This window comes from Pseudomonas sp. xss_4 (assembly GCF_043104125.1).
Classification (GTDB): Bacteria; Pseudomonadota; Gammaproteobacteria; order Pseudomonadales; family Pseudomonadaceae; genus Aquipseudomonas; species Aquipseudomonas parafulva_B.
On sequence record NZ_JBICKJ010000073.1, the window covers coordinates 1 to 25,689 of the forward strand.

At 61.4% G+C, this 25,689-nt stretch carries 21 protein-coding genes, 2 tRNA genes and 1 pseudogene; 14 read left to right on the forward strand and 10 right to left on the reverse strand.

Features of this window, described 5'->3' with window-relative positions; all coding sequences use genetic code 11:
• Positions 1 to 272: 272 nt before the first annotated feature.
• A complete protein-coding gene (locus ACF8GB_RS16220) occupies positions 273 to 530 on the reverse strand; it encodes a DUF2798 domain-containing protein (RefSeq protein ID WP_196127286.1) in 258 nt (85 codons plus the stop codon).
• A 115-nt stretch (positions 531 to 645) separates the two neighbouring features.
• On the opposite strand from ACF8GB_RS16220, the pseudogene ACF8GB_RS16225 reads away from it, so the two are divergent.
• Positions 646 to 1,574 (forward strand): annotated as a pseudogene (locus ACF8GB_RS16225) (LysR substrate-binding domain-containing protein).
• A gap of 40 nt (positions 1,575 to 1,614) precedes the next feature.
• Here ACF8GB_RS16225 and ACF8GB_RS16230 read toward each other — a convergent pair.
• The 3 genes from ACF8GB_RS16230 to ACF8GB_RS16240 form a co-directional block, all read right to left on the reverse strand.
• The gene (locus ACF8GB_RS16230) at positions 1,615 to 2,859 is read right to left on the reverse strand and encodes an OmpP1/FadL family transporter (RefSeq protein WP_196136811.1); all 1,245 of its coding nucleotides are present in this window, start codon (positions 2,857 to 2,859) and stop codon (positions 1,615 to 1,617) included.
• A 144-nt stretch (positions 2,860 to 3,003) separates the two neighbouring features.
• Entirely contained in the window at positions 3,004 to 3,486 is a 483-nt protein-coding gene (locus tag ACF8GB_RS16235) for a hypothetical protein (protein WP_058638020.1), read from the reverse strand.
• A 249-nt stretch (positions 3,487 to 3,735) separates the two neighbouring features.
• Positions 3,736 to 3,960 carry a hypothetical protein gene (locus tag ACF8GB_RS16240; RefSeq protein WP_027915766.1) on the reverse strand — a complete coding sequence of 75 codons (225 nt, stop codon included), beginning with the start codon at positions 3,958 to 3,960 and terminating at the stop codon, positions 3,736 to 3,738.
• Positions 3,961 to 4,900: 940 nt separating this feature from the next.
• On the opposite strand from ACF8GB_RS16240, the gene ACF8GB_RS16245 reads away from it, so the two are divergent.
• Together ACF8GB_RS16245 and rmuC are read left to right on the forward strand one after the other, a co-directional pair.
• A complete protein-coding gene (locus ACF8GB_RS16245) occupies positions 4,901 to 5,317 on the forward strand; it encodes a sel1 repeat family protein (protein ID WP_058638021.1) in 417 nt (138 codons plus the stop codon).
• A 202-nt stretch (positions 5,318 to 5,519) separates the two neighbouring features.
• Positions 5,520 to 6,890: a DNA recombination protein RmuC gene (gene rmuC / locus ACF8GB_RS16250; protein ID WP_178091301.1), complete on the forward strand. Its 1,371-nt coding sequence runs from the start codon at positions 5,520 to 5,522 to the stop codon at positions 6,888 to 6,890.
• On the opposite strand, the gene ACF8GB_RS16255 is transcribed toward rmuC, so the two are convergent.
• Positions 6,862 to 10,335 (reverse strand): PAS domain-containing hybrid sensor histidine kinase/response regulator, encoded by a 3,474-nt coding sequence (locus tag ACF8GB_RS16255; RefSeq protein WP_196186578.1) that lies wholly within the window; start codon positions 10,333 to 10,335, stop codon positions 6,862 to 6,864. The two genes, rmuC and ACF8GB_RS16255, sit on opposite strands and share 29 nt — an antisense overlap.
• A 233-nt stretch (positions 10,336 to 10,568) precedes the next feature.
• Between ACF8GB_RS16255 and ACF8GB_RS16260 the strand changes: the two genes are divergently transcribed.
• From ACF8GB_RS16260 to ACF8GB_RS16275, 4 genes are all read left to right on the forward strand, one after another.
• Positions 10,569 to 11,300 carry a GntR family transcriptional regulator gene (locus tag ACF8GB_RS16260; RefSeq protein WP_058604165.1) on the forward strand — a complete coding sequence of 244 codons (732 nt, stop codon included), beginning with the start codon at positions 10,569 to 10,571 and terminating at the stop codon, positions 11,298 to 11,300.
• A 123-nt stretch (positions 11,301 to 11,423) separates the two neighbouring features.
• Positions 11,424 to 12,692 (forward strand): MFS transporter, encoded by a 1,269-nt coding sequence (locus ACF8GB_RS16265; protein WP_027915771.1) that lies wholly within the window; start codon positions 11,424 to 11,426, stop codon positions 12,690 to 12,692.
• 21 nt (positions 12,693 to 12,713) lie between these two features.
• Positions 12,714 to 13,547 carry an amidohydrolase gene (locus ACF8GB_RS16270; RefSeq protein ID WP_058638025.1) on the forward strand — a complete coding sequence of 278 codons (834 nt, stop codon included), beginning with the start codon at positions 12,714 to 12,716 and terminating at the stop codon, positions 13,545 to 13,547.
• Between the two features lie 209 nt (positions 13,548 to 13,756).
• Positions 13,757 to 15,634 (forward strand): MFS transporter, encoded by a 1,878-nt coding sequence (locus tag ACF8GB_RS16275; protein WP_078478960.1) that lies wholly within the window; start codon positions 13,757 to 13,759, stop codon positions 15,632 to 15,634.
• A 24-nt stretch (positions 15,635 to 15,658) separates the two neighbouring features.
• Here the strand turns inward: ACF8GB_RS16275 and sugE are convergent, their stop codons facing one another.
• From sugE to rdgC, 3 genes are all read right to left on the reverse strand, one after another.
• Entirely contained in the window at positions 15,659 to 15,976 is a 318-nt protein-coding gene (sugE, locus tag ACF8GB_RS16280; protein ID WP_058604169.1) for a quaternary ammonium compound efflux SMR transporter SugE, read from the reverse strand.
• Positions 15,977 to 16,109: 133 nt separating this feature from the next.
• Positions 16,110 to 17,075, reverse strand: a complete 966-nt coding sequence (locus ACF8GB_RS16285; protein ID WP_392527328.1) for a bile acid:sodium symporter family protein — start codon at positions 17,073 to 17,075, stop codon at positions 16,110 to 16,112.
• A 113-nt stretch (positions 17,076 to 17,188) separates the two neighbouring features.
• Positions 17,189 to 18,109, reverse strand: coding sequence for a recombination-associated protein RdgC (rdgC, locus tag ACF8GB_RS16290; RefSeq protein WP_023533890.1), 921 nt, complete (start codon positions 18,107 to 18,109; stop codon positions 17,189 to 17,191).
• A gap of 215 nt (positions 18,110 to 18,324) precedes the next feature.
• On the opposite strand from rdgC, the gene ACF8GB_RS16295 reads away from it, so the two are divergent.
• Positions 18,325 to 18,400 (forward strand) — tRNA-Val (locus ACF8GB_RS16295).
• Positions 18,401 to 18,413: 13 nt separating this feature from the next.
• A tRNA-Asp gene (locus tag ACF8GB_RS16300) sits at positions 18,414 to 18,490 on the forward strand.
• A gap of 100 nt (positions 18,491 to 18,590) precedes the next feature.
• On the opposite strand, the gene map is transcribed toward ACF8GB_RS16300, so the two are convergent.
• Complete coding sequence (gene map, locus ACF8GB_RS16305) at positions 18,591 to 19,391, reverse strand: type I methionyl aminopeptidase (RefSeq protein WP_197844498.1); 801 nt, start codon at positions 19,389 to 19,391, stop codon at positions 18,591 to 18,593.
• 325 nt (positions 19,392 to 19,716) lie between these two features.
• On the opposite strand from map, the gene ACF8GB_RS16310 reads away from it, so the two are divergent.
• The 4 genes from ACF8GB_RS16310 (at position 19,717) to ACF8GB_RS16325 (ending at position 22,246) form a co-directional block, all read left to right on the forward strand.
• Positions 19,717 to 20,481 carry an FKBP-type peptidyl-prolyl cis-trans isomerase gene (locus ACF8GB_RS16310; RefSeq protein ID WP_058604172.1) on the forward strand — a complete coding sequence of 255 codons (765 nt, stop codon included), beginning with the start codon at positions 19,717 to 19,719 and terminating at the stop codon, positions 20,479 to 20,481.
• 492 nt (positions 20,482 to 20,973) lie between these two features.
• Positions 20,974 to 21,414 (forward strand): YkvA family protein, encoded by a 441-nt coding sequence (locus ACF8GB_RS16315; protein ID WP_058604173.1) that lies wholly within the window; start codon positions 20,974 to 20,976, stop codon positions 21,412 to 21,414.
• A 125-nt stretch (positions 21,415 to 21,539) separates the two neighbouring features.
• Positions 21,540 to 21,881 carry a helix-turn-helix domain-containing protein gene (locus tag ACF8GB_RS16320; protein ID WP_058638029.1) on the forward strand — a complete coding sequence of 114 codons (342 nt, stop codon included), beginning with the start codon at positions 21,540 to 21,542 and terminating at the stop codon, positions 21,879 to 21,881.
• Complete coding sequence (locus ACF8GB_RS16325) at positions 21,878 to 22,246, forward strand: hypothetical protein (RefSeq protein ID WP_027915781.1); 369 nt, start codon at positions 21,878 to 21,880, stop codon at positions 22,244 to 22,246. Before ACF8GB_RS16320 ends, ACF8GB_RS16325 begins: the two co-directional genes overlap by 4 nt.
• Before the next feature lie 157 nt (positions 22,247 to 22,403).
• Here the strand turns inward: ACF8GB_RS16325 and ACF8GB_RS16330 are convergent, their stop codons facing one another.
• Positions 22,404 to 24,485: a carboxy terminal-processing peptidase gene (locus tag ACF8GB_RS16330; RefSeq protein ID WP_182139630.1), complete on the reverse strand. Its 2,082-nt coding sequence runs from the start codon at positions 24,483 to 24,485 to the stop codon at positions 22,404 to 22,406.
• A gap of 141 nt (positions 24,486 to 24,626) precedes the next feature.
• Here ACF8GB_RS16330 and ACF8GB_RS16335 point away from each other — a divergent pair, with 141 nt between their 5' ends.
• Positions 24,627 to 25,589 (forward strand): NAD(P)H-quinone oxidoreductase, encoded by a 963-nt coding sequence (locus tag ACF8GB_RS16335; RefSeq protein ID WP_196186581.1) that lies wholly within the window; start codon positions 24,627 to 24,629, stop codon positions 25,587 to 25,589.
• The last annotated feature ends 100 nt before the right edge of the window (positions 25,590 to 25,689 follow it).

Here is a 25,689-nt window from a genome sequence, read left to right on the forward strand (position 1 = left end):
GGCATCCATGCCCGTCACCTCCCTCCGCAAGACCTGCGTTCGGCCTTCTGAAGTCGCGAAGATCAAAAGCAAGATCAAAAGCCAAAGCCAAAGCCAAAGCAAGATCAAGATCAAGATCAAGATCAAGATCAAGAGCAAGAGCAAGAGCAAGAGCAAGAGCAATTGGCGTTAGTTATTGCGGGGGTTTATTGGCTAGAGTGCCCTGGGTAGTAATTGTTGATGATCTATCTATCTATCTATCTATCTATCCACAATGGCAGCTGCATCACGATTCAACCCGCATACACGGTCATCGCAACCAGCCTTCCCACAATCGGTCTTACAATCAACACGCAAACAAAGGCTACCGGCATTGCCAATCGATAGGCTTTCAGCACGTTGCTTATATAATCCTGATCAATTCCGGCGTTAGCTGCCGTAATCACGAAACACATCAGCAACGCCATGATGGCCGACATGTAAAAGGCAAACACATACGGCGTGGCATTCACATGCAACCTGCAGCGACGGCTTTGAGTGGCATCAGTCATGCGACCTCCTGGAGTCCGATTGAGGCGTTACCCTATCAACCCACGGCGCTCCCCCAGTAGACCGCTGCGCCTTAGTCCTTTATAAAGCAAAACTTACGAATCCCAAGGGCATAGCATGGACCTGCTCAACGCCATCCGCAGCTTCATCAAGGTCGTCGAAGCGGAAAGTATTGCTGCGGGCGCCCGCAGCCTGGGCATCAGCCCAGCCGCCGTGAGCCAGAACCTGGCGCGTCTTGAAGGACACCTGCAGGTCCGCCTGCTGACCCGCACAACGCGGCGCATGACCCTGACTCCCGCCGGCACCCAGTACTACAAGCATGTCAGGCTGATAGAGCGTGACCTGGCGCGCGCTGAGCAAGCGGTGATGACGCCTGAAACCGAGCCCAAGGTCGGCTGTGCATCGCTTCGACCTCCGCGTTCGGTCGTCACGTCCTGGCGCCACTGATACCTGCGTTCAGCGAGCTGTACCCGCGTATCTCGATCGAGCTGGTCATGAGCGACAGAAAGGTTGACCACGCACGTGAAGGTATCGATGTCAGCCTGCGCATCACGCCCCAGCTGGACGAGCACCTGGTCGCCAAGCACATCGCCCGCATTCCTTTCGTCTGCTGTGCAGCGCCAGGGTATCTGGCCAGTGCCGGTGTACCGCAAACGCCAGAGGCCCTGCGCAACCACCGTTGTCTGGTGTTTCGCTACCCGGTCGATGGCCGTCTGTTGCGTTGGGGGTTCATGCGTGATGGGCAGCGCCTGGAGCCCGAATTCGGCGACGTGCTCATCTGCGACGACATCGATGCGCTCACGCAGATGGCGGTGCATGACGGCGGCATCACTCGCCTGGCAGCGTTCATTGCACGTCCGCACCTGGCTTGCGGTGCCCTGGTGCCGCTGTTCGAATACAGCCCTGACGGACAGGCGTACGCGCAGACAGAACCCATGGACGTTTATCTATGCGTGGCCGATCGCTTCGCACTCACGAGCAAGGTAAACGCCTTCATGCATTACCTGCGCGACCGTCTTGGCGAAGATTGGCAAGTGCCCACATGAAAAAACCGCCACGAGGGCGGTTTTCCAGTAGCGGGAACGATCAGAAGCGGTAAGTGAGGGATGCCCCTACACCGTGCGCGCTGTTCTCGTACTTGGCACGGTAGGCGCCCTTGGTGGCGCTGACCTGATTGACCTTGGTGTCTTCTTCCCACAGGTAGGAATACGCCACGTCGATGGTCATGTCCTCGCTCGGGCTCCAGCCGGCGCCCAGGCTGAAGATCTTGCGATCGCCTGTGGGGATGCGCGGCGAGCGGTCCTGGTTGTTGGTCGGCGACTGGTCGACGGTGAAGCCGGTGCGCAGCACCCACTCCTTGTTGACCTTGTACGACGCACCCACGGCGTGGGCCCAGGTGTCATGCCAGTTCTGTTCTTCCGAAATGGTCTTGAAGATAGAGGAGTTCGGTACATCGTTCTGCACAGTGATGTCCTTCAGGCGGCTCCAGCGCGTCCAAGTGCTGCCGGCGTACAGCGTCCACTGGTCGTCGAGTTCGTGAGTGACTGACAGGTCCACCGACTCCGGCGTCTTGATCTTGAGCGAGGCATCGAACTTGTTGGCACCCTGCAGAGTATTGACCTTGGTCTTGCCCTCGAGCTTGTAATCGACCATGGAGTGATAGGTCAGGCCGATGCGCGTGCGGTCGGTGGCTTGCACCATCAGGCCGATGTTGTAGCCGACCGCCGTGTCGTCGCCTTTGATCTTGACTTCACCGTCGTTGCGCCCGGGAGTGGCCGGGTTGATCAGGTTGGAACCCAGTTCGCCCTTGATCCGGTTGAAGGTCGGGCCGAAGCCGATCGACACCTTGTCATTGAAGGCGTAGCTGACGGTAGGCTGGAATGTCACCACTTCCACGTGGCTTTTCTTGCCCCAATAACGCGCCGCGTCGTCACTGCCGTAGTCGGTGACCAGACCGAATGGCACGTAGACACCGAAGCCGACGGTCCAGTGATCGTCGATGGGCTTGACGTAGTAACCCATGGGTACGCCGACCACCGGTACCATGTCACCGTCAGTTTCCCCCCCAAGGTTGCTGCCAGGCCCCGAGATATCGGTTTTGGCGATGACCGCTGCGCCACCGACGGTGACCTGCTGGCGCTTGAGGCGGGACATGCCGGCCGGGTTGCCGTATACGGTGCTGGCATCCTCGGCAGAAGAGGAACGTCCCGCGAAACCTGTCCCCATGCTGCTGACGCTTTGTTCGTTCAACGCGAAGCCGCTGGCGAACAGTTGGCTCGAAGCGAGCGCAACAGCAACGCCAAGGGAGGTTTTGAGCATTACTTTTTTCATTATTAGAACTCCTTGGGATCTCCGAGGCGAAAAGCTACCAACAAATCACGCGCCGCGCTATAGGCGCAATCGCAGGAGATAGAGCGGTTTTGTAGGACAATCCGACTAAAATTCCCTTTCTCAGTTGAGTCTGTAAGAACCGTCTCAAGAAGCCACTGGCAGTTTCTGATCCACGCAGGCTTGCCAGGCTTCTGTGAAGTCTCGCAAGCGACCCTGGGGGTTGAAAATCTGACGCCAGATGCGCGCCTGGCCTATCCGGTCGTCCACTGCAGGCAAGGTCACAGCCTGAGCTTCGACAAGTAGCCAGGCAATGGCGGTGGCGTAGCGCAGGTTCACGGTAAGTTCCAGGTCGGGTCCGCCCAGGAAGGCATGCTGGCTGGCCAGGCCGCGTACACGGCTGGCCAAGTCGGGATCGCGTGCCAGGTAATCGTCCCAAAGCGTCCGATGACGCTGGTCATCTATGCGAAACAGACCATGCCCACGTCGACCGTGCAGCGCCGACCCCAGTGCCGACTGGCAGGCAGCAATGCCGAGCAACAACATTTCGGCGCTCACGCAGTGGCGGTCAAGGTAGATCAGTGTGGGCCTGATGACATGCTGACGTAATTCTTTGGCCGCAATACCCATGGTGCCCCCGAGCAGTAAGAGACCGACGGGCGCAGGCGCTTGGCAGCTGGATGAACGGTCAGGCCCGCCGGAAGCGGCGTGCACCGCTCGAGTTGAAGTGTAGTGTGATAAGGATGATGTAAAGGGCTGTTTTTAAATCGATTGCTGCCTGACAACCCGAGCGATATACCCGAAGGCAATTACGCTGGATTTGTACAGGCAAGCGGGGAGGGGGTGTATCTGACGGGTGAATGCCGCAGCATTCACCGCTCACGCGGTGAGTGACTGGCGGGTACGGGCGATAACGGCCTGCAGCGGTTCGCTGCGGCTGTACTGCTCGTGGTACAGACGTTCGGTGTGGCAGGCGATACCGTGTTCGTCCACCAGCGTGAAGCTGAAGCTGCCCTTGCGTGGTGCAACGAGCAAGCATTTCAGCGGCGAAAACGCTTGGGAAAGGGTACCGATTGCAGCCTGGATTTGATGTTGAGTTTGCATATTATTGGAGGTTCCTGCATTAAACACGGGGAGTAGATCCGTGCATCATAGAAACGTTCCAGTGACGTCTTTATTAAGGGACGAGAGAACCTGCTGGAACAAAGCAGCCAGAAGGAGCGCAATCAAAAGTGGGCGCTTGGGCTGACTGGTAGGTACTTCAGAGGACAGGCAGCACACGGGGCCAAGGTTCTGGGCCTTCGTGCGGGATCCTGATCAATTAGTCTCGTGATGGATGTCGCGGCAGCATATCGGCTGCGGGCGAGTCATCGAAAGGGCCGGTCCTGGTTTCAGCAGCGCGCTGTTGGGAAAGCGAATCTGCAAGGACATTGTTGGCCAGAATTGACTTTCAGCTTGGTACTAACGAGGCGCATCCTACCTGAACCTTTCAATGAAGGCAAGCCCTGGAAGCGCTTGGGTAGCCGAGCAGTATGGCCCTTAATTTTGCCGGTGGGAAGGGGGTAGAGCACGCTTAGAGGATGCCTAGAACGCCTGCCTGACACACGAACGGATGCCCGGCTGGGGCTTGTTCACACCGAAAGGATGATTTGTATCAAACGCGTCCTACCTTCCGCTCCGGTCGCCAATGACTTGACTGGCCAGTTAAGTCAATGAAAAAAAACACTATTTTTTGTTGGTGAAAAAATCGTCAGTTTGACAGCAGCCCCCGTAATTCGGGGCTTGGCGGGGGGGAATAGGGTGTTGTCCACCGACTTATCCACAGGAACTGTGGATTGTCGTCGCCGCTTGCTCTAGTGCGGGGTTGGCGCCAAATTGTCTCGGGTCTTGCCAAAAATCAGACCAGCTCGCATGACCATCCATCGTCTTGCAAACGTCAAGAAACAATCACATGAAATTTTTATAAAAAAAGTCCTCGGCATTAGGCCGGCACGTCAAAAACCGGTAGAGTGGCGCGCTTTTCGATTTGCCTGACCTGCCGCTCATGAAGTCTCGCAGCAAACAACTCGCCAGCCCCATGCCCTCGTCTGCACAGCGCCCTGGACGGTTCACGCTCAAAGTTGCCCTGTGGCTACTCGACAGTTCGCGTTTGGGCGACAAACCACAGGTCAAGCACCTGGCTGGGCGGTTACTCAAGCGCCCAGCGCGCGAGGGTGTGGTGGTGGCTCAAAGCCGCCTGGGACAGATGCTTTGCCGCGACTGCGGCAGCGCCCGTGATCGGCGTATCGGCCATGACCTGCTCCGTCAGGCCGCACGCGCAGGCGATTGTCGCGCCCAGGTGGAGTATGCCCGAGCGTGCCGGGCGTCTGCGCCCGAGCAGGCTCGCAGCTGGCTGGAGTTGGCGGCCGGGAAGGGATCCCAGGAGGCCCGCCGTTTGCTGCGTCAGTGGTTCGGGCACTGATTACCCCTGCATGTGACAGCGCCGCGGGCAACCTGCCGGTCAGGCTGTTAAGCTTCAGCGAATTTGCCAGACAGTGACCGGGGTAGGCATGACAGTGGATCTGGCCAGCATTCTGCTGGGCTTGGTGGCGGGCGCGGTGCCGTGCCTGGTGTGGGTCATGCAGCTGCAGCGTCGGCATGCGGCACGGCATGGCGAGCGTGCCTTGCTTGAAGAGCGTCTGAACGCAGCGCAGCTGGCCCAGGCCGGTTTGCAGGCGCAACTCGATGCCAGTCGTGATGAAGTCAGTGACCTCAGCGAAGCCAATACCCTCAAGCAGACGCAGCTTGCAGCCCAGGGCCGAGAGCTGGAGCTGCTGCAGATCGAGCGGGACAATGCCCGCGACGCCGCCCATGCCTGGAACCTGGAGCGCGCTACCCGCGAGGCAGAGCAGCGCCGCCTGGAGTCTCAGGCCGCACGCCTGGAAGCCGAGCTGCGAGAGCAGCAGGAAAGCCACCAGCAGCGTCTCGAGGACCTGCAGGAGGCCCGCGATACCCTGCGTGCCCAGTTTGCCGACATGGCCACCAAGATCTTCGATGAGCGCGAACAGCGCTTTGCCCAGACCAGCCAGCAGCACCTTGGCCAACTGCTCGACCCATTGAAGGAGCGCATCCAGGCGTTCGAAAAACGTGTCGAGGAAAGCTACCAGCAGGAAGCCCGCGAGCGCTTTTCGCTGGGCAAGGAGCTCGAGCGCCTGCAGCAACTGAACCTGCGCCTGTCCGATGAAGCGACCAACCTCACCCAGGCGCTCAAGGGGCAGAAAACCCAGGGTAACTGGGGCGAGCTGATCCTGGAGCGCGTGCTCGAACACGCAGGGCTCGAAAAGGGCAGGGAGTACCAGACGCAGGTCAGCCTCAAGAGCGCTGACGGTGAGCGCTTCCAGCCCGATGTGCTGATCATGTTGCCGGGCAACAAACAGGTGGTGGTCGATGCCAAGGTAAGCCTGACGGCCTACCAGCAGTTCGTGTCAGGCAACGACGAGGCGGCGCTCAAGCAGCACGTCCAGTCCCTGCGCAGTCACGTCAAGGGCCTGTCAAGCAAGGACTACAGCCGTCTCGAAGGCCTGCACAGCCTGGATTTCGTGCTGCTGTTCGTGCCCATCGAGGCCGCGTTCTCGGCGGCGTTGCAGGCCGAGCCCAACCTGTTCCAGGAAGCCTTCGACCGGCAAATCGTCATCGTCAGCCCCACCACCTTACTGGCCACGTTGCGGGTGATAGACAGTTTGTGGAAGCAGGAACGCCAAGGCCAGAACGCCCGGGAAATCGCCGAACGTGCCGGGTGGCTGTACGACAAGTTCGTGCTGTTTATCCAGGACCTGGATGAACTGGGCAGCCGCCTGCAACAGGTGGACAAGGCCTACGCGGCAGCCCGTAACAAACTGTGCGAAGGGCGCGGCAACCTGGTCAGTCGCAGCGAGCAGCTCAAGCTGCTCGGCGCCCGGGCCAGCAAAAGCCTGGCGCCCGACTTGCTCGAACGCGCCTTCGCCGATGAAGCGCCCGACCAGGCGCTTACTGCACCAGGCTCAGATGACGGTTGAGCAGGGCCCGCAAGGCAGCGGGCTTCACCGGCTTGGGCAGATAGTCCAGGCCTGCGGCATGCACCAGTGCGACGGTTTCCTTGCTGCCGTCGGCGCTGATGACCACCCCAGGCACCGGTTCGCCCAACCGAGTGCGTAGCCAGCCCATCAAGCGCGTGCCGGTGTCGCCTTCATCCAGGTGGTAGTCCACCAAGGCCAGGTGCGGACGCATGCCCTCGGCCAGCAGCGCCTCGCACTCGCTGCGGCTGCGTGCGGTCCACACCTGGCAGCCCCAGCGGCTGAGCAGGCTGTTCATGCCAATCAGGATGCTGTCTTCGTTGTCGACGCACAGCACCTGCAGCCCGGCCAGCGGCTCGCTGCGCTGCTCTACCGCCGAAGTGACGAGGGCTGGTTGTTGAGAGATCGGTACGCTTACGCGGAACACTGTCCCCTTGCCTGGCCAGGAACGTACCTCCAGTGTGTGGCCCAGGACCCGGCACAGTCCGTCAGCGATCGCCAGGCCCAGGCCCAGGCCTTTTTCGGCGCGGGTCTGATGGCTGTCCAGGCGTTTGAACTCCTGGAAGATCACGTGCAGCTTGTCGTCGGCGATGCCGGGCCCCCTGTCCCAGACTTCCAGCCACAGGCGCTCGCCCTGGCGGCGAGCCCCCAGCAGGATCGGGCTCTTGCCATAGCGCAGGGCGTTGGTGAGGAAGTTCTGCAGCACACGGCGCAGCAGTTTGATGTCACTGTTGACCCGCAGGCGGCTACCGCGCAGGCGAAACGCCAGGCCTTTCTCGGCAGCCAACACCTTGAATTCCGCCCCAAGGGTGTCGAACAGCTCGTTCAGGGCAAACGGCTTGGCGTCGGGGGTGATCTTGCCGTTTTCCAGGCGCGAGATGTCCAGCAGGTCGCTGATCAGCTCCTCGGCCGAACGCAGTGAACTGTCCATGTGCTGGACCAGTTGCCGGGCTTCTTCGGTCATGCCTTCGGCTTGCTGCGACAAGGCCGCAGAAAACAGCCTGGCGGCGTTGAGCGGCTGCATCAGGTCGTGGCTGACCGCAGCCAGGAAGCGGGTCTTGGACTGGCTGACCGCTTCGGCATGGCTCTTGGCTTCGGTCAGCGCCTGGTTCAGTTGCGACAGCTCGTAGGTGCGCTCTGCCACGCGTTGCTCAAGGCTCTCGTTGGCGTGGCGCAGCGCTTGCTCGGCTTCGCGAAACGGCGTGATGTCGGTAAAGCTCATGACGAAACCGCCACCTGGCATCGGGTTGCCGATCAACTCGATCACGCGCCCATTGGGGAACAGCCGCTCGGACGAGTGAGCCCGGCCCTGGCGCATCCAGTGCAGACGCCGGGCCACGTGCACCTGGGCTTCCCCTGGGCCGCACAGGCCGCGCTCAGCGTTATAGCGAATGATGTCGGCAATGGGCCGTCCCACGCTGATCAGCCCGTCCGGGTAATTGAACAGCTCAAGGTAACGCCGGTTCCAGGCCACCAGGTGCAGGTTCTGGTCGACCACACTGATGCCCTGGTTAATGTTCTCGATGGCGCCCTGCAGCAACGCCCGGTTGAACTGCAGCACCTCGCTCGCTTCATCGGCAATGCGCACCACGTCTTCGAGCTGCATGTCGCGGCCCTCGATGGCTGCCTTGACTACTGCACGGGTAGACGAACTGCCCAAGACACCGGCCAACAACCGCTCGGTGTGTTCGATCCAGTCACCGTCGGCGTTCTGGTTGGGGTTGAAGCCCTTGCCCTGGCGATAGGCGAACCGAATGAAGCTCTGCCGCGCGCGCTCCTCACCCACGAAACGCGACGCCAGGGTCAGCAGGTCGTCGATCTGCACCGCCAGCAGCGGCTTGCTGCTGGGGCGGGCGCTGGTCTGCTGGCCAATGAAGCGGCCCGCTTGCCAATGCTCGGACACGCGGGTACGCGACAGCAGCGAGACCCAGGCAAACAGGGTGAAGTTGCCGGCAAGCGACAGCACCACGCCTTGGGTCAGCGGGCTGATCGGCAGATTCAACGGGTTGCCATGCAACCACGCCAACCCTGGAAACACCTGCAGCGACCAGCCCAGGCTGTGGGCGGCGATGGGCAGCACCAGGGTGTAGAACCACAGGAAGATACCCGCCGCCAGGCCTGCAAACACGCCCCGGCGGTTGGCCTGCTTCCAGTACAGCGCCCCGAGCATGGCGGGCGTCAATTGGGTCACGGCGGCAAACGCGATCTGGCCGATGGTCGCCAGGCTGGCCGTGGAGCCCAGCAGGCGGTAACTGACGTACGCCAGCAGCAGGATGACCACGATGGTGACCCGCCGAACCGAAAGCATCCAGTGCCGGAACACCTCGAATGGTCGCTCGGCGTTGTTGCGACGCAGCAACCAGGGCAGCAGCATGTCGTTGGACACCATGGTCGACAGCGCTACCGCTTCGACGATGACCATGCCGGTAGCAGCTGACGCGCCACCGATGAATGCCAGCAGCGCCAGGCTGGGGTGTGCCTCGGCCAGGGGCAGGCTGATCACGAATGAGTCCGATATTACCGTACCCGGCAGCAGCATCTGCCCCGCCAGGGCGATGGGCACCACGAACAGGGCGGCCAGGGCCAGGTAAATCGGGAACACCCAGCGTGCCAGGCGCATGTCCTGCGGCTCGATGTTTTCCACAACGGTCACATGAAACTGCCGTGGCAGGCAGATGATGGCCATCATGGCAACGGCCGTCTGGACCACCATCGACGGCCAGTTGATGGTCTCCGTCCAGTAATCGTGCAGTTCGATGGACTGGCGCGCCTGGGTGAACAGGTCATCGAACCCATCGTAGAGGTTGAAGACGACGAAGATCCCCACGGCCAGAAACGCCAGCAGCTTGATCATCGACTCGAACGCGATCGCCAGCACCATGCCCCGGTGGTGCTCGGTGACGTCCAGGCTGCGCGTGCCGAATACGATGGCGAACAGCGCCAGCACCAGCGACACCACTAGCGCTGTGTCCTGTACGCGTGTGCCGGTGGCGTCTGCACTGGCGCCGATCAACAGGTTGACGCCCAGTACGATGCCCTTGAGCTGCAAGGCGATGTAGGGCAGCACCCCCACCAGGCAGATCAGGGCCACCACCACGGCCAGCGTCTGGGACTTGCCGTAGCGGGCGGCGATGAAGTCGGCGATGGAAGTGATGTTCTGCTGTTTGCTGATCAGCACCATCTTCTGCACCACCCAGGGTGCGAAGACCAGGAGCAATACCGGCCCCAGGTAGATCGGCAGGAATGCCCACAGCTGCTCGGCCGCTTGTCCGACCGCGCCGAAGAACGTCCAGCTGGTGCAATACACCGCCAGCGACAGGCTGTACACCCAGGCACGCAATTTGGGCGGCAATGGGGTGCTGCGCCGGTCGCCATAGAAGGCGATGGCGAACATGACGGCCATATAGGCCAGGGCGACCGCGGCGATCAGCCCGCTGGACAACGACATGGTGACTCCGACGCTTAATGGATAACGAGGCCCGGTCAGCCAGTCTGGCACGACAGGTGGCGCGCCGTCAGCGCAGACGATGGTCGCAGTGGCAGGTGGTCGCAGCGTGGCGCCCCCAATTGCAGGCTCGGGCGAGGCCAGTTGACCGATAAAGGATTGACAGGTGATGCCGCGAAGCAAATACTCCCGAAAAATTCATATAGATGTCTATATAACAAGACGGGAACACGCCCATGCTTCCACTCGCCAGCGACACACGACTGCCACGCTACCAACAGCTACGCGACCATCTGGTAGCCCAGATTGCCAACAATCGCTGGCACCCCGGTGAAGCGATTCCCACCGAGGCTGCGCTGGCGACCGAATTCGACCTGTCGGTAGGCACGGTGCGCAAGGCCATCGATGCGCTGGTGGCCGAAGGCGTGCTTGAGCGCCAGCAGGGGCGAGGCACCTTCATCCGCCGTCCACAGTTCCAATCCTCGCTGTTTCGCTTCTTCCGCTTCGAGGCGGTCAACGGCGAGCGTGTCGTGCCGATGAGTCGCATCCTGGGAATGAACGTCGTGGCGGCCCCGTCTGCCGTGGCCCAGGCCTTGGGGCTGGCCCCCGCAGCCGATGTGATCCACTTGCAGCGCCTTCGTCTGCTCGACGCCCAGCCCGTGCTGGCCGAGGACATCTGGCTGCCCCGCCAGCCGTTTAAGTTGCTGCTGGAGACCGATCTGGATAGCAAGGGCCCGTTGCTTTACCCGATCTACGAACAGGTGTGTGGGCAAGTGGTCGCTGCTGCCGAAGAGACCCTGACTGCCGAGGCCGTGGATCAAGTACACGGGCGCCTTCTGCAGGTACCGGCTGGCAGCCCGATCGTGGTGATCGAGCGGCTCGCCCGTGACTACGCCGGTAAGCCCCTGGAGTGGCGCCGGTCGCGAGGGCACGCGCAGCACTTCCGTTACCGCATCGATATTCGCTGACCGCGCCGTTTCAACTTTTTTACCTGCCTGCGCCCCGTCACCCGGGCGCAGTGGCTTCGCCTGCTCGGTTGCCTGCGCTGCATGCAACCCAGCGTACCCCTCACCATTAAAAGGATAAAAATCATGTTCAGCTGGTACCGCCAAATAACATCGCGCGAACGCAAGACCTTCTGGGCCTGTTTTGGGGGCTGGTCGCTCGATGCGCTGGAAGTGCAGATGTTCGGCCTGGCCATTCCCGCGCTGATCGCGGCTTTCTCGCTGTCCAAAGGCGATGCGGGCCTGATCAGCGGCCTGACCCTGGTGACCTCCGCGATCGGCGGTTGGCTTGGCGGAACCCTGTCGGATCGGTACGGCCGTGTGCGCACGTTGCAATGGATGATCCTGTGGTTCTCCTGCTTCACGTTCCTCTCGGCTTTCGTGACAGGGTTCTATCCACTGCTGTTCGTCAAGGCCATGCAAGGCTTTGGCATTGGTGGGGAGTGGGCGGCCGGGGCCGTGCTGATGGCCGAGACCATCAACCCCAAGTACCGCGGCAAGGTCATGGGCACGGTGCAAAGCGCCTGGGCGGTAGGCTGGGGCCTGGCGGTGGCGTTGTTCACCTTGATCTATTCGCTGGTGCCGCAGGAATTCGCCTGGCGTGTGATGTTCTTCGTTGGCCTGTTGCCGTCGTTGCTGATCATCTGGGTGCGTCGCAACGTGCCAGAACCGGACAGCTTTCAACGCCTGCAGAAACAGAACGCCATTCCCCAGGGCTTCTTCGCCTCGATGGCCGGGATCTTTCGCCCTGAACTGCTGCGTGTCACGCTGCTGGGCGGCTTGCTGGGCCTCGGGGCGCATGGTGGCTACCATGCGGTGATGACCTGGCTGCCGACCTTCCTCAAGACCGAACGCAACCTGTCGGTGCTCAATTCCGGTGGCTACCTGGCGGTGATCATCTTCGCGTTCTGGTGTGGCTGTGTCGTCAGCGGGCTGCTGATCGATCGCATCGGCAGGCGTCGCAACATCCTGCTGTTTGCGCTGTGCTGCGTGCTGACGGTTCAGGCCTATGTCTTCTTCCCGTTGAGCAACACCCAGATGCTGTTCCTGGGTTTCCCGTTGGGCTTCTTCGCAGCCGGTATTCCGGCAAGCCTCGGCGCCTTCTTCAACGAGCTGTACCCTGCCGACGTGCGCGGAGCAGGGGTGGGCTTCTGCTACAACTTCGGCCGTGTGCTCTCGGCTGTCTTCCCATTCCTGGTCGGACACATGAGCGAATCCATGTCGCTGGGTACCGCCATCGGCATCGATGCCGGCATCGCCTACGGCGTGGCGGTGATCGCCGCGCTGTGCCTGCCAGAAACACGCGGCCGCAACCTCGAACCTGCCCCGCAAGCACCCGGTGTGGCCGCCCAGTAACCTGACCTATAGATCAAAGACATGCCTCACGACCCTACTTGCTCCGTTATTGCCATCGACAGCCATGCCCACGTGTTCAGCCAAGGGCTGACACTGGCGCGCGAGCGCCGTTATGCCCCCGCGTACGATGCGCCGTTGGCTGACTATCTCAGCCAGTTGCAGGCGCACGGTTTCAGTCATGGCGTTCTAGTACAGCCCAGTTTCCTGGGTGCCGACAATGGCTATCTGCTGGGCGCTCTGCAGGCCGCTCAGGGGCGCCTGCGGGGGGTGGTGATGCTTGAGCCGGACGCTGCCCGCCAAACCCTCATCCGGATGGACCAGCTAGGGGTCAGAGGCGTGCGCCTGAACCTCATGGGGCAACCGCTACCGGACCTTGCGGCCCCGCAGTGGCGCCATCGCTTCGAATGCATGGCCGAGCTGGGCTGGCACGTCGAGCTGCATCGACACCTGGCGGACATTCCCACCCTGGTGCGGGCGCTGCAACCGTATGGGCTGGATATCGTCATCGACCACCTGGGAAGGCCCGATGCGCGCAACGGGCTGGGGCAAGCGGGTTTCGCCGAGCTGCTGACCCTGGGCGGGCAGGGTAATGTCTGGGTGAAGGTTTCCGGTATCTACCGTCTGGAAGGCTCGCCCGAGCAGAACGTGCTGTTCGCCCGCCAGGCGCTGGGCGCGCTGGAAGCGCATTATGGGGCCGAGCGCCTGATGTGGGGCAGCGACTGGCCGCATACGCAGCATGAAAGAGCGATGAGTTTTGGCCAGGCCCTTGAGCAATTCGAGGCACTGGGGTGCTCGGCTCAGTTGCGTCAGGCACTGCTTGTCGATACGGCCAGAACGCTGTTTGGCTTCGCTTGAGCCAAGCAAGGCATCATCGACCAGCGCCCTTGGCAAACAGCCCGGCGACGGGGTGTTGAGGCGCTGAGGCTCCAAGGGCGCCTTGCCTGCTCGTCACAGTCCTTGCTTGCCTGCGTGTACCGAGGCAGGCTACCGCTGTCGGCGCGGGCCTAACCCTGGTCATCCGCTGACTGCCATCACGGCTGAACCTCAATCCAGGACCAAGGACGATGAGTCATTCCTCGCAATTCACCTTGCTCGGCAAACGGCGCTTCCTGCCTTTTTTCATTACCCAGTCGCTCGGTGCGTTCAACGACAACCTGTTCAAGCAGTCGCTGATCCTGGCCATCCTGTTCAAGCTGAGCCTTGGGGACGGTGACCGGTCCATCTGGGTCAATCTGTGTGCCTTGCTGTTCATCCTGCCGTTCTTTCTTTTCTCGGCGCTGGGTGGGCAGTTCGGGGAGAAGTTTCCCAAGGACGCGCTCATTCGGGTGATCAAGCTGGCGGAGATCGGCATCATGTCGGTCGGCGCGCTGGGGTTTGCGACCAATCACCTGGCCCTCATGCTGGTGGCCTTGTTCGGCATGGGTACCCATTCGGCGCTGTTCGGGCCGGTGAAGTACTCGATCCTGCCCCAGGCGCTGCGCGAGCAAGAGCTGGTCGGCGGCAATGGGCTGGTAGAGACGGGCACCTTCCTGGCCATCCTCGCCGGCACCATCGGCGCCGGGGTAATGATGTCAGCCGAAAACTACGCCACGGTGGTAGCCGGGGGCGTAGTGGGCACTGCTGTACTGGGCTACCTGGCCAGCCGCTGGATTCCCCGCGCCGCTGCTGCCTCACCGCACATGAAGCTGGACTGGAACATCTTCAGGCAGTCGTGGACCATCCTGCGCATGGGCCTTGCCCAGCCGCCTGCGGTATCGCGCTCGATCGTCGGCAACTCCTGGTTCTGGTTCGTCGGTGCTATTTACCTGACCCAGATCCCGGCCTACGCCAAAGACTGGCTGCACGGCGATGGCACCGTGGTCACCTTGGTGCTGACGCTGTTCTCGGTGGGCATCGCCCTGGGTTCCTTGTTGTGTGAGCGCCTGAGCGGGCGCAAGGTGGAAATCGGCCTGGTGCCGTTCGGCTCCTTCGGCCTGACCGTGTTCGGCCTGCTGTGGTGGTGGCATTCCGGGGATGTGCCGAGCGCCGCCAGCGCCCATGACTGGCTCGACCTGCTGGGCCTGCACCAAGCTTGGTGGATTCTGCTGTCCATCGTCGGGCTCGGGGTGTTCGGCGGGTTCTATATCGTGCCGCTGTACGCGTTGATTCAGTCACGCACGGCCGTGGACGAGCGCGCGCGGGTGATCGCTGCCAACAACATCCTCAATGCATTGTTCATGGTGGTGTCGGCCCTGTTGACCATGGTTTTGCTGGGCGTGGCTGGGCTGGACATTCCCCAGCTGTTTTTGGTCGTCTCGCTGCTGAACATCGCCGTCAACGCCTACATATTCAGCATCGTGCCCGAATTCACCATGCGGTTTCTCATCTGGCTGCTCAGTCACTCGATGTACCGCGTCAAGCACCAGGGGTTGCAGCACATTCCCGATGAAGGCGCGGCATTGCTGGTGTGCAACCACGTGTCGTTCGTCGATGCCCTGTTGCTCGCTGGCGCCATACGCCGTCCTATTCGTTTCGTCATGTACTACAAGATCTACAACCTGCCCGTGTTGAACTTCGTGTTTCGCACCGCGGGCGCCATACCCATTGCCGGGCGTAGCGAGGACCTGGCGACATACGAGCGCGCCTTCACCCGCATTGCCCGTTACCTGGCTGACGGCGAGCTTGTGTGCATCTTTCCCGAGGGCAAATTGACAGGGGACGGTGAGATCGACGTGTTCAAGGGCGGCCTGAGCCATATTCTTGAACAGACGCCCGTGCCAGTGATTCCCCTGGCACTGCAAGGGCTATGGGGCAGTTTCTTCAGTCGCGACCCGGCCAAAGGGTTTTTCAGAAGAATGTGGTCCCGGGTGACTGTCGTGGCAGGCAGCGCCATCCCTGCACAGGAGGCGCTACCGGAGCGGCTGCGCGAGCAGGTCATTGGCCTGCGCGCAGGCAACCGCTGAGCGCGCCTGGCCAGCTGACCGGTATCAGCTGGCGCTGACCTTGAGACCAACCAGGCCGCACACGATCAGCGCCACGCTGACCAGTCGAACCAGCGCCATGGACTCACCGAACAGGATGATGCCGGCGATCACGGTGCCCACGGCGCCGACGCCGGTCCAGATGGCATAGGCCGTGCCCAGCGGCAGCTCTTTCATCGCCAGGCCCAACAGACCGAGGCTGACGGCCATGGCGGCAACCGTGAGCGCGGTGGGCAGTGGCTTGCTGAAGCCGTCAGTATATTTGAGGCCAACGGCCCAGCCGACCTCGAACAGGCCGGCGAAGAACAGGATGATCCAGGACATGATGCGTCTCCATCGTTGCAAGTGATGGGGCCGTCCCCTGGGTGATCACGCTGGGCGTCGTGAGGTCGTCCTCACCGTAGGCCCATGGTGCACATCTAGGGTCTTGCGGGCAAGCCTGCAGGCCAATCGCCTGTCAGTGTCTGACGCGTTTTGCGTCCTCGCCGTCGGAAGGGGTGTCCTCCAGACGTCGGAACCAGGTGGAAAGCAGCGCCCCGGAAATATTGTGCCAAACGCTGAACAATGCGCTGGGCACGGCGGCCAGGGGCGAAAAATGTGCAGCGGCAAGAGCTGCCCCCAACCCGGAGTTCTGCATGCCCACCTCCAGCGCCAGCGACTTGCGCTGGGCCAAGGGCAGTTTGCACAGCTTGCCGGTGATGTACCCCAGCAAATAACCGAAGCTGTTGTGCAAGATGACAACCGCCATGATCAGGAGCCCCGACTCGGCGATCTTCGCCTGGCTGGCGGCCACCACGGCGCACACGATCAGCACGATGCTCACCACCGACACCAGTGGCAGGATCTGAACCGCAGCCTGCACACGCTCACCCAGCAGGCGCTGGGCCAGCACGCCGAGCACGATCGGGAGCATGACCAGTTGCAGGATCGACCAGAACATGTCCATGAAGGACACAGGAAGCCAGGCCGAGGCCAGGAACCAGATCAGCGCAGGCGTCAGCAGTGGCGCCAGCAGCGTGGTGACGCCCGCGATGGCCACGGCCAGCGCCAGGTCGCCGCGCGACAGCCACACCATCACGTTCGAAGCCGTGCCGCTCGGGCAGCAGCCGACCAGGACCACGCCCACGGCAATTTGCGGCGGTAGCTGGAACAGCTGGCACAGCAGCCAGGCCATGCCCGGCATGATCACGAAATGCGCGACCACCCCCAGCATGACCCGCCAGGGTTGGCGGGCGAGGGCAGCGAAGTCGTCGAGCTTGAGGGTAAGGCCCATCCCGAACATCACCAGCCCCAGCAAGGGCACGATGGCCACCTTCAACCCAATGAACCATTGCGGTTGCAGGAAGGCCAGCACGGCGAACATCAATACCCACAATGCAAAGGTGTTGCCGACGAATCGACTCAAGGTGGCGAGGGCGCGCATGGGGTGATCTCCAGTTCGACTGCATGCCCGGGCATTTGCGCTGCAGGCAGGGGATGAGGTGCGGCAACGGTGCCGCCCTCACGCATCATGGGTACTGCCAACCCTCAGCGGGCTCACACCCCTTGCGGGATCTCTTCGCCGCCCAGGGCTTCGAAGAGCACGGGCAGGAACTCTGCAAATGTCATCATCATCAGCTGGAAGCTGGCGTCGAACTGCTGCGCGGCCTCGTCACCGCCATCCTGCTCGGCCTGCTCCTGCAGCAGTTCCTCGAATTTCAGGCGCTTGATGACCATCTTGTCGTCCAGTACGAACGACAGCTTGTCCTGCCAGGCCAGGGCGAGCTGGGTCACCACCTTGCCGGTGCTCAGGTGCAGCTGGATTTCCTCGCCGGTCAGGTCCTGGCGCTTGCAGCGCACGATGCCGCCATCTTCGGCCGTGTCGCGCAGCTCGCATTCGTCCAGCACATAGAAGCCTTCGGCGGCCTTCTGGGACTTGACCCAGTCGGTCATGGTGGCCACCGGGGCGATCTTGACGGTGGCCGGCCGCACGGGCAGCGAGCCCATCACTTCACGCAGGGTGGACAGCAGGTCTTCGGCGCGCTTGGCGCTGGCCGAGTTGACCAGAATCACCCCAAGGCGCGGGGCAATGGCCGCAAAGATCATGGAGCGGCGAATGAAGGCGCGGGGCAGGAAGGCCTGAATGATCTCGTCCTTGATCTGGTCACGCTCCTTCTTGTAGACCTTGCGCATCTGTTCGGTCTCGATCTCCTCGACCTTTTCCTTGACCGCGTCATTGACCACGCTGCTGGGCAGAATACGTTCTTCCTTGCGGGCGGCGATCAGCAGGTAATCACCGCTGACATGGACCAGCGGCGCATCTTCGCCCTTGCCGAACGGGGCGACGAAACCGTAGGTGGTCAGCTCCTGGCTGGCGCACGGACGGGCTGGCTTGCTGGCCAGGGCAGCCTCCAGGGCTTCAGGCTCGAAGGGGACGTCCTGGGTCAGGCGGTAGGTCAGCAGGTTCTTGAACCACATCGGGGGAGTCTCTCATTAATGCATAAGGCGGGCATTATTCTCCTACCAGCCCCGGAAGGCCAACCCTGTCAGAGGGCCAGCAGTGCACAAACCGAACGAAATCGGGCCGCTGCGCTAGGTTGTTGAAAGATCTGTACTTTTTTCGAGATAAAGTGAAAGAAAGTGCTTGCCAGGGGGCAGGACCGTCCGTAGAATGCGCCCCACACCGAGACGAAGGGTGATTAGCTCAGCCGGGAGAGCATCTGCCTTACAAGCAGAGGGTCGGCGGTTCGATCCCGTCATCACCCACCACTCGATGTATAGCGCAGCGGTAGTTCAGTCGGTTAGAATACCGGCCTGTCACGCCGGGGGTCGCGGGTTCGAGTCCCGTCCGCTGCGCCATATTCAGCTTCAAGGGCCCACTGAACACCCTGAAGCAACAAGAAAAGCGACCTTAGGGTCGCTTTTTTTATGCCCGCAGTTCAGTCTCTGTAGACGCTGTTCAGGCTCGCGCAGCCTGGCCATTCAGGCCTTGGCGCTCTTCGGCCCGCAGGGTCAGTACCTCGAAACCTTCGTCTGTCACGGCCACCGTGTGCTCCCATTGTGCTGACAGGCTGCCGTCACGGGTCACCACGCTCCAGCCATCCTTGAGCGTGCGGGTGCCACGCCCGCCCTGGTTGATCATGGGCTCGATGGTGAACACCATGCCTGGCTTGAGCTTCATGCCCATGCCGCGCTGACCCACATGCAGCACCTCCGGCGCTTCATGCATCTGCTGGCCAATGCCATGGCCACAATACTCACGGACCACGCTGTAACCTGCGGCCTCGGCATGAGCCTGTACGGCGTGGCCAATGTCACCCAGGGTCGCGCCGGGTCGCACTTGCTCGATGCCTTTCCACAGCGCCGCGTAGGTGGTGTCGACCAGGCGCCGGGCTTCATCATCGATCTGCCCAATGGCATACATCTTCGAAGAGTCAGCGATGTAACCGCCTTGCTCCAGCGTGATGTCGACGTTGACGATCGAACCTTCTTCAAGGACTTCATGGGCGTCAGGCATGCCATGGCACACGACATGATCGACCGAGGTGTTGAGCGCAAAGGGGAAGCCGTACTGGCCTTTGCTTGCCGGCCTGGCCCTCAAGGTCTGGACGATGAAGTCTTCGGCGTGGTCATTGATCTGCAGGGTGGTGACGCCTGGACGTATGAACCTGTCGAGTTCGGCGAACACCTGTGCAAGCAGTTGGCCTGCGCGGCGCATCAGGTCGAGCTCGGCGGGGGATTTGATGATGACCTTGGACATAAACGCGAACAATCACTCCAGCTAGAATGCCTCAGAGCATAGACCCACGGCATATCCACATGCCACCTTCGAGCACGGGTGCGACACTTGATCGTGGATGATTTCCCTGTCGCTGCCTGCTGTTTTCGACACGACACGAGGCGCACGAAAGGGAAATCTTCCAGGTCATGGAACATGGCTGTTACCTGGTTGATGAATAACGATTCACTTGCTGAACTTACTTACTCAAACCCGCTCCTATGCCGGTAGCCATTGGTGAGGGCCGCCTGCTAAGCTCGCGGCCTCTACCCTGATTGCCCTTATGGCGCATGAACAAGGAATTAGCATGAAACAGCATCGTTTGGCGGCTGCGGTTGCCCTGGTAGGCCTGGTACTGGCTGGTTGTGATCAGCAGGCCAGCAGCCCCGAACTGAAGACACCTGCGCAGAAAGCTTCCTACGGCATTGGCCTGAACATGGGCAAGAGCCTGGCACAAGAAGGCATGGATGACCTTGATTCCAAGGCGGTAGCGCTGGGTATCGAGGATGCCGTTGGCAAGAAAGAGCAGCGCCTGAAGGACGAAGAGCTGGTAGAAGCCTTCACTGCCTTGCAAAAGCGTGCCGAAGAGCGCCTGGCCAAGGCCAGCGAAGAGGCGGCCACTGCGGGCAAGAAATTCCTTGAGGAAAATGGCAAGAAGCAAGGCGTAGTGACCACCGCCTCGGGCCTGCAATACGAGGTGATCAAGAAGGCCGATGGCCCGCAGCCCAAGCCAACCGACGTAGTGACAGTTCACTATGAAGGCAAGTTGATCGACGGCAAGGTCTTCGACAGCTCCGTCGAGCGTGGCAGCCCGATCGACCTGCCGGTCAGTGGCGTGATCCCAGGTTGGGTCGAAGCCTTGCAATTGATGCACGTTGGCGAGAAGTACAAGTTGTTCATCCCTGCTGACCTGGCGTACGGCGCCCAGAGCCCGAGCCCATTGATTCCGGCCAATTCGGTTCTGGTGTTCGACCTGGAACTGATCGCGATCAAGGACCCCGCGCAGCTGCAAGGCGGTGAGCCTGAGGCCGAGGCACCGGCTGAAGCACCGGCTGAAGCACCTGCTAAGTAAGCGGTATTTCGGTTGAAACGAGCGCGCCGTCCTCACGGAGAGTTCGGCTCACTCAATCCCATTGGGGCCGCTTTGCGGCCCCAATGGTTTGTGTGGCGAAGCCAGATCCTAGAGATCCTACGCCACCGATTCGGCGTCCCGGCAGGGCCGTTCCTACACGGGTACAGCGTAATCCTCCTGCACGGGTGCCTGATAACACTCAGAGCCGTACTGAACCAGTGGCGAGGCTGCCTTGCAGTACCTACGTGTTCAGGCATACCCCATTCGAACCTGCCCCGGCACACACTGTCCGAACAAGGACAGGCACCCATTGTAAGCTGCGTCTGAAATTACGGTCCTGGGGCGGACCTGCGCAGTGAGCTGTAACCGCTGTGTAAAAAATGCCCGATCTTGTCCGGCGCCTTGTTTATGGGCCAACGGGCTCAAAAACGTCCCCCTGTTCACAAGGTTATCCACAATAAATGTGGATAACCTTTTCCGTCTGGAGGCACCATGAATGCACCTTGGAATTTCGCGCGCTTCCTGCCCCTGGCCGAGCGCCTGCTCAGTCGTGGGCGCTTGCCAGCGCTGCTGTTTGCCGTGGCCCGCAAAGGGCCGCGCTTGGGCAAGCTGCGCGAAGACGTGAAGTTGATGCAGGCCCTGTGTCTGGCCTGGTGGCGTGGCGAATACCGGGCGATCAACCGCAAGGCATTGATTACGATCGTTGCCGGCCTGCTGTATTTCGTAAGCCCCATCGATGCCATCCCTGACTGGTTGCTGGGCGTAGGCTTTCTGGATGACATCGCCGTGCTGGGGTGGGTGCTCAAGACCGTTTCCGATGAACTGGAGCGCTTCAAGGCCTGGCGAGACAGCCAGTCCCCAGAGCGGCTGCAGGTGGTAGAGCGTCTTCCAGCTACCCCCGAAGACCTGCGTCTGGAGCGTGAAATCCCTTGAGGCGTGAGTGACACAGGGGTCCCCTGGAAGGGCTCGACTGCAAAGATCCTGAACTTGGTCATATAATTGGCACATGAAACACGCCAATGGATTACCTCCAGTAATCCTCTCGAAGGGGTTTTGCAATGGATATTCAGGTCATCAGCCGGGACGGTCAACCCGAGTATGCCGTCGTAGCGTGGGAAGACTACCAAGCGCTGCTCAAAGCGGCAGGGCAGGCCCCAGCGAATACTCCGGCATCTGCACCTGTGCAAGAAAACGACTCGCACGCCGCCCTGCCTGCCTTTGCCGACGTTGGGGCCATACGCCGGGACAAGGGTATCGCCGCCGAGCACCTGGCCCGCAATGTGGGCGTCAGCCCGGCCTACCTGGCGATGATCGAATCGGGTGAGCGGCAGCCCGACGCCGCCATTCGCCGTGCGCTGGCCTGGCACCTGGGTGTGCCTGGCTGGAGCGAGGCTTCATGAGTCAGGTCAGGATCAGCCGCCAGCATTGGGACAACCTGCTGGGCGAGCTGGATCTGGCCCGACGCCAACGTCATTTGCTGACCTACCGAGCGCTCATCGAACGCCTGCAACTGCCAAGCCCTGCCATGCAGACCCTGACCGCGGCGCTTGAGTACCTGGCGGTGCTGGATGCGCGTGCCGAACAACCCCTGCGCAGTTCACTGGTGATCAGCCAGGGTGCCAGCCGTTTGCCGCGCACCGGCTTCTTTGAGTGTGTGGAGCGGCTGGGGCGCTTCACAGGGCCTGTCGATGGCATGGAGGCCGCGTCCTGGCATGCCTCTGAGGTCGCGCGCGTATTCGAATACACGTACCCCGACCCCGCCTGACCAGGCACAGCGCGCGTTCATCGGCGCTGTGCCATCCAGTCATTGGCCAGTCGCACCTATCAATGACCCAAAAGAAAAGCCGGGCATCAATGAGCCCGGCTTTTGATTACACATCAGGGAGGGTGGCGAATGATTCGTCCCTCCCCAGGGTCTGGCGCTACTTTTTAGCCACCTTGGTACTGGCGCTGAGGTAATCGATCAGGATGCGCCCGGTTTCCGACAGGTAGGCGTCGTCTTCCGGCTTGGTGTTTTCATCCTCGGCCGGCAGTGCATCCTCGTCTTCTTTTTTCAGCTCCTTGAGCGGTTCTTCACCCTTGGCCTTGCGGCGGATGTTTTCCAGTGCCAGCTGCTTGGCCTCGACTTCATCGTGGCGCGCCCGGCGTGCCTGCTCGTTGAGGCTGACAGTCTTCTCGGTCATCAGTTTCTGGGTCAATGCCAGACGGTCGCGGATGTAGATGAACTCGGCATCCTTGTCGCTGCGCGCCTGGTGTTGAGCCTTAAGCTGGGCCAGGTAAGGCTTGAAGGGGTCTACCGCAGGCTTGACGACCGGGCGGATGGTGTCCCACGGCATCGCTTCGGGCAGGGCGCTTTCGCCGATTTCCTTGGTGTCGATGATCGACGGGTAGTCGATGTCCGGCAATACACCCTGGTGCTGGGTGCTCTGCCCGGAAACGCGGTAGAACTTGGCCAGGGTCAGCTTGAGCTCGCCATGGTTGAGTGGCTGGATGGTCTGCACGGTGCCCTTGCCGAAGGTCTGGCCGCCAATGATCAACGCGCGGTGATAATCCTGCATGGCGCCGGCGAAAATCTCCGATGCCGAGGCGGACAAGCGGTTGACCAGCAACGCCAGCGGCCCCTTGTAGAAGGCACCTGGGTTTTCATCTTCAAGCACATCGACACGGCCATCGCTGTTGCGTACCAGTACAGTGGGGCCTTTTTCGATGAACAGGCTAGTGAGCTCGGTCGCTTCCTGCAGCGAGCCACCGCCGTTGTTGCGCAAATCGATGACCACGCCGTCGACTTTCTCTTTTTGCAGCTCGGTCAGCAGCTTCTTCACGTCACGCGTGGTGCTCTTGTACTCCGGGTCACCTGCGCGGTAGGCCTTGAAGTCCAGGTAGAACGCCGGGATCTCGATGATGCCGAGTTTGTAGTCACGCCCGTCCTGCTTGAGCTTGAGCACGGACTTCTTGGCCGCCTGCTCTTCAAGCTTGACCGCTTCACGCGTGATCGACACGATCTTGCTGGTCTGGTCGCTGGGGGCGTTGCTCGCCGGGATGATTTCCAGGCGTACCACCGAGCCCTTGGGGCCACGAATCAGCTTGACCACTTCGTCCAGGCGCCAGCCGACGACGTCGACCATTTCCTTGTTGCCCTGGGCTACGCCGATGATCTTGTCAGCCGGCGCGACCTGCTTGGTCTTGGCCGCAGGACCGGCGGGCACCAGGCGCACGATTTTGACCTGATCGTTGTCGCTTTGCAGTACCGCGCCGATCCCTTCAAGCGACAGGCTCATGTTGATGTCGAAGTTTTCGGCGTTGTCAGGCGACAGGTAGTTGGTGTGCGGATCGTAGGACTGGGCAAAGGTATTGATGTACGCCTGGAAGATGTCTTCCGCCCGGGTCTGATCCAGACGTGCCAGCTGATTCTTGTAGCGCTTGATCAGGGTTTCCTGAATCTGCTTGGGCTCTTTGCCAGCGATCTTCTGGCGCAGCACCTCGTCCTTGACGCGTTTACGCCACAACTCGTCCAGGGCAGCCTGGTCCTTGAGCCAAGGCGCGTCCTTGCGGTCGATCAGCAAGGTCTCGTTGACGGTGAAGTCGATCTTGTCCACGCCCCTGTTGAGCTCGGCCAAGGCGAAGTCCAGGCGCTGCTTGACCCGGTCCAGGTAGCGCTTGTAGATGGTGAAGCCAGGGTCGAGGTTGCCGCTTTTGAGGAAGTCGTCGAATTGCGTCTTCCACTTGTCGAACTCGGCGATGTCGGCGGCGGTGAAATAGCTGCGTGCCGGGTCCAACAGCTTGATGTAGCTGTCGTAGATGATGACCGAACGGGCGTCATCCAACGGCGGCTTGCTGTAGTGATGGCGCTTGAGCAGCTCCACCACGTTGAGGCTGGCGACGATTTCGTCGCGGTCCGGTTGCAGGCTATCCCATTTGTTGGCGGCCGCCGCATTGCCGCCGAGCGTAAGGCTGCCAAGGCCGATCATCAGTGCCAGGGCGGTGCTAGGTAGGAAATGCTTCATGCTGATTCGACGTGGGGGCAATTGATCACGCATAGTAGGCCGTCTTTTCCGTTCGCCGGTTCCATAAAACCGGGCGCATACTGCAAAAAGCCTGGGCACGGGTGCCCAGGCTCGGTCATATGATTCAACTATGGAGGCACTGTGAAGGCATTGCAAGGCGTTGACGGACATGTCACCTGGGTCGAAGCCGAACGTCCTGCGTGTGATGCAGGACAAGTACGCATCCGGGTCGCGGCTGCGGGGTTGAACCGTGCCGATTTGCTGCAGATGAAAGGGCTCTATCCGCCGCCGCCCGGCGCCAGCCCCTACATGGGCCTGGAATGTGCCGGTGTGATCGCAGAAGTGGGGGCCGGGACAGCCTGGCAGGTGGGCGACAGGGTGTGCGCACTGCTGGCCAGCGGTGCCATGGCCGAGGAAGTGATCGTTGATGCGCGGCACGTTCTGCCCGTGCCCGAAGGGCTCAGTCTGCATGAAGCGGCGGCCCTGCCGGAAGTCTACGCCACGGCGTGGCTGAACATCTTCCAGCTGGGCGGCGTCAAGGCCGGCGAGAAGGTGCTGGTGCACGCCGGTGCCAGCGGCGTGGGGTCGGCTGCCATTCAGCTGTGCAAAGCGTTCGGCAACAGCGTGTGGGTCAGCGTCGGTTCAGCCGAGCGACTGGCGTATTGCCAGGCCTTGGGCGCGGCAGGGGGCGTTGTGCGCAACCAGAACCTCGATGACCTGGAAGCCATTGGCCCATTCGATGTGATTCTCGACCCGGTTGGCGCCAGCTATGGCGAGCTCAACCTCAAGCTGCTGGCCCGCGACGGGCGCTGGGTGATCATCGGCGTGATGGGCGGACGCAAGTTTGAACTGGACCTCGCCCAGGTCCTGGCCAAGCGGGCGCAGATCACGGGTTCGACCTTGCGCAACCGTGACGATGCGTTCAAGGCCGAGCTGTTGGGTGACTTGCACCAACAAGTCTGGCCGCTGTTCGCCGAAGGCCGGTTGTCACCGCAGCTGGTTGATACCTACCCGGTTGAGTTCGCCCAGGCAGCCTACGCCGAACTCGAGACCAACCAGGTGTCCGGCAAGCTGGTCATGATCATCGACCCAAGCCTGGCCTAGTGCCGGACCCGTTTGACTGCTCGCTCACTGGCGTCATGGCGCCCTGATGGGCCCTTAAGCCTGCCCGAGCGCAGGCTTGAGGGGAGGCAGGGCAAGTGTT

Coding starts and splice junctions, on each gene's coding strand:
- ACF8GB_RS16220 (WP_196127286.1), bottom strand. CDS start 530: ATGACTGATGCCACTCAAAGCCGTCGCTGCAGGTTGCATGTGAATGCC.
- ACF8GB_RS16230 (WP_196136811.1), bottom strand. CDS start 2,859: ATGAAAAAAGTAATGCTCAAAACCTCCCTTGGCGTTGCTGTTGCGCTC.
- ACF8GB_RS16235 (WP_058638020.1), bottom strand. CDS start 3,486: ATGGGTATTGCGGCCAAAGAATTACGTCAGCATGTCATCAGGCCCACA.
- ACF8GB_RS16240 (WP_027915766.1), bottom strand. CDS start 3,960: ATGCAAACTCAACATCAAATCCAGGCTGCAATCGGTACCCTTTCCCAA.
- ACF8GB_RS16245 (WP_058638021.1), top strand. CDS start 4,901: ATGAAGTCTCGCAGCAAACAACTCGCCAGCCCCATGCCCTCGTCTGCA.
- ACF8GB_RS16255 (WP_196186578.1), bottom strand. CDS start 10,335: ATGTCGTTGTCCAGCGGGCTGATCGCCGCGGTCGCCCTGGCCTATATG.
- ACF8GB_RS16260 (WP_058604165.1), top strand. CDS start 10,569: ATGCTTCCACTCGCCAGCGACACACGACTGCCACGCTACCAACAGCTA.
- ACF8GB_RS16265 (WP_027915771.1), top strand. CDS start 11,424: ATGTTCAGCTGGTACCGCCAAATAACATCGCGCGAACGCAAGACCTTC.
- ACF8GB_RS16270 (WP_058638025.1), top strand. CDS start 12,714: ATGCCTCACGACCCTACTTGCTCCGTTATTGCCATCGACAGCCATGCC.
- ACF8GB_RS16275 (WP_078478960.1), top strand. CDS start 13,757: ATGAGTCATTCCTCGCAATTCACCTTGCTCGGCAAACGGCGCTTCCTG.
- sugE (WP_058604169.1), bottom strand. CDS start 15,976: ATGTCCTGGATCATCCTGTTCTTCGCCGGCCTGTTCGAGGTCGGCTGG.
- ACF8GB_RS16285 (WP_392527328.1), bottom strand. CDS start 17,075: ATGCGCGCCCTCGCCACCTTGAGTCGATTCGTCGGCAACACCTTTGCA.
- rdgC (WP_023533890.1), bottom strand. CDS start 18,109: ATGTGGTTCAAGAACCTGCTGACCTACCGCCTGACCCAGGACGTCCCC.
- map (WP_197844498.1), bottom strand. CDS start 19,391: ATGTCCAAGGTCATCATCAAATCCCCCGCCGAGCTCGACCTGATGCGC.
- ACF8GB_RS16310 (WP_058604172.1), top strand. CDS start 19,717: ATGAAACAGCATCGTTTGGCGGCTGCGGTTGCCCTGGTAGGCCTGGTA.
- ACF8GB_RS16315 (WP_058604173.1), top strand. CDS start 20,974: ATGAATGCACCTTGGAATTTCGCGCGCTTCCTGCCCCTGGCCGAGCGC.
- ACF8GB_RS16320 (WP_058638029.1), top strand. CDS start 21,540: ATGGATATTCAGGTCATCAGCCGGGACGGTCAACCCGAGTATGCCGTC.
- ACF8GB_RS16325 (WP_027915781.1), top strand. CDS start 21,878: ATGAGTCAGGTCAGGATCAGCCGCCAGCATTGGGACAACCTGCTGGGC.
- ACF8GB_RS16330 (WP_182139630.1), bottom strand. CDS start 24,485: ATGAAGCATTTCCTACCTAGCACCGCCCTGGCACTGATGATCGGCCTT.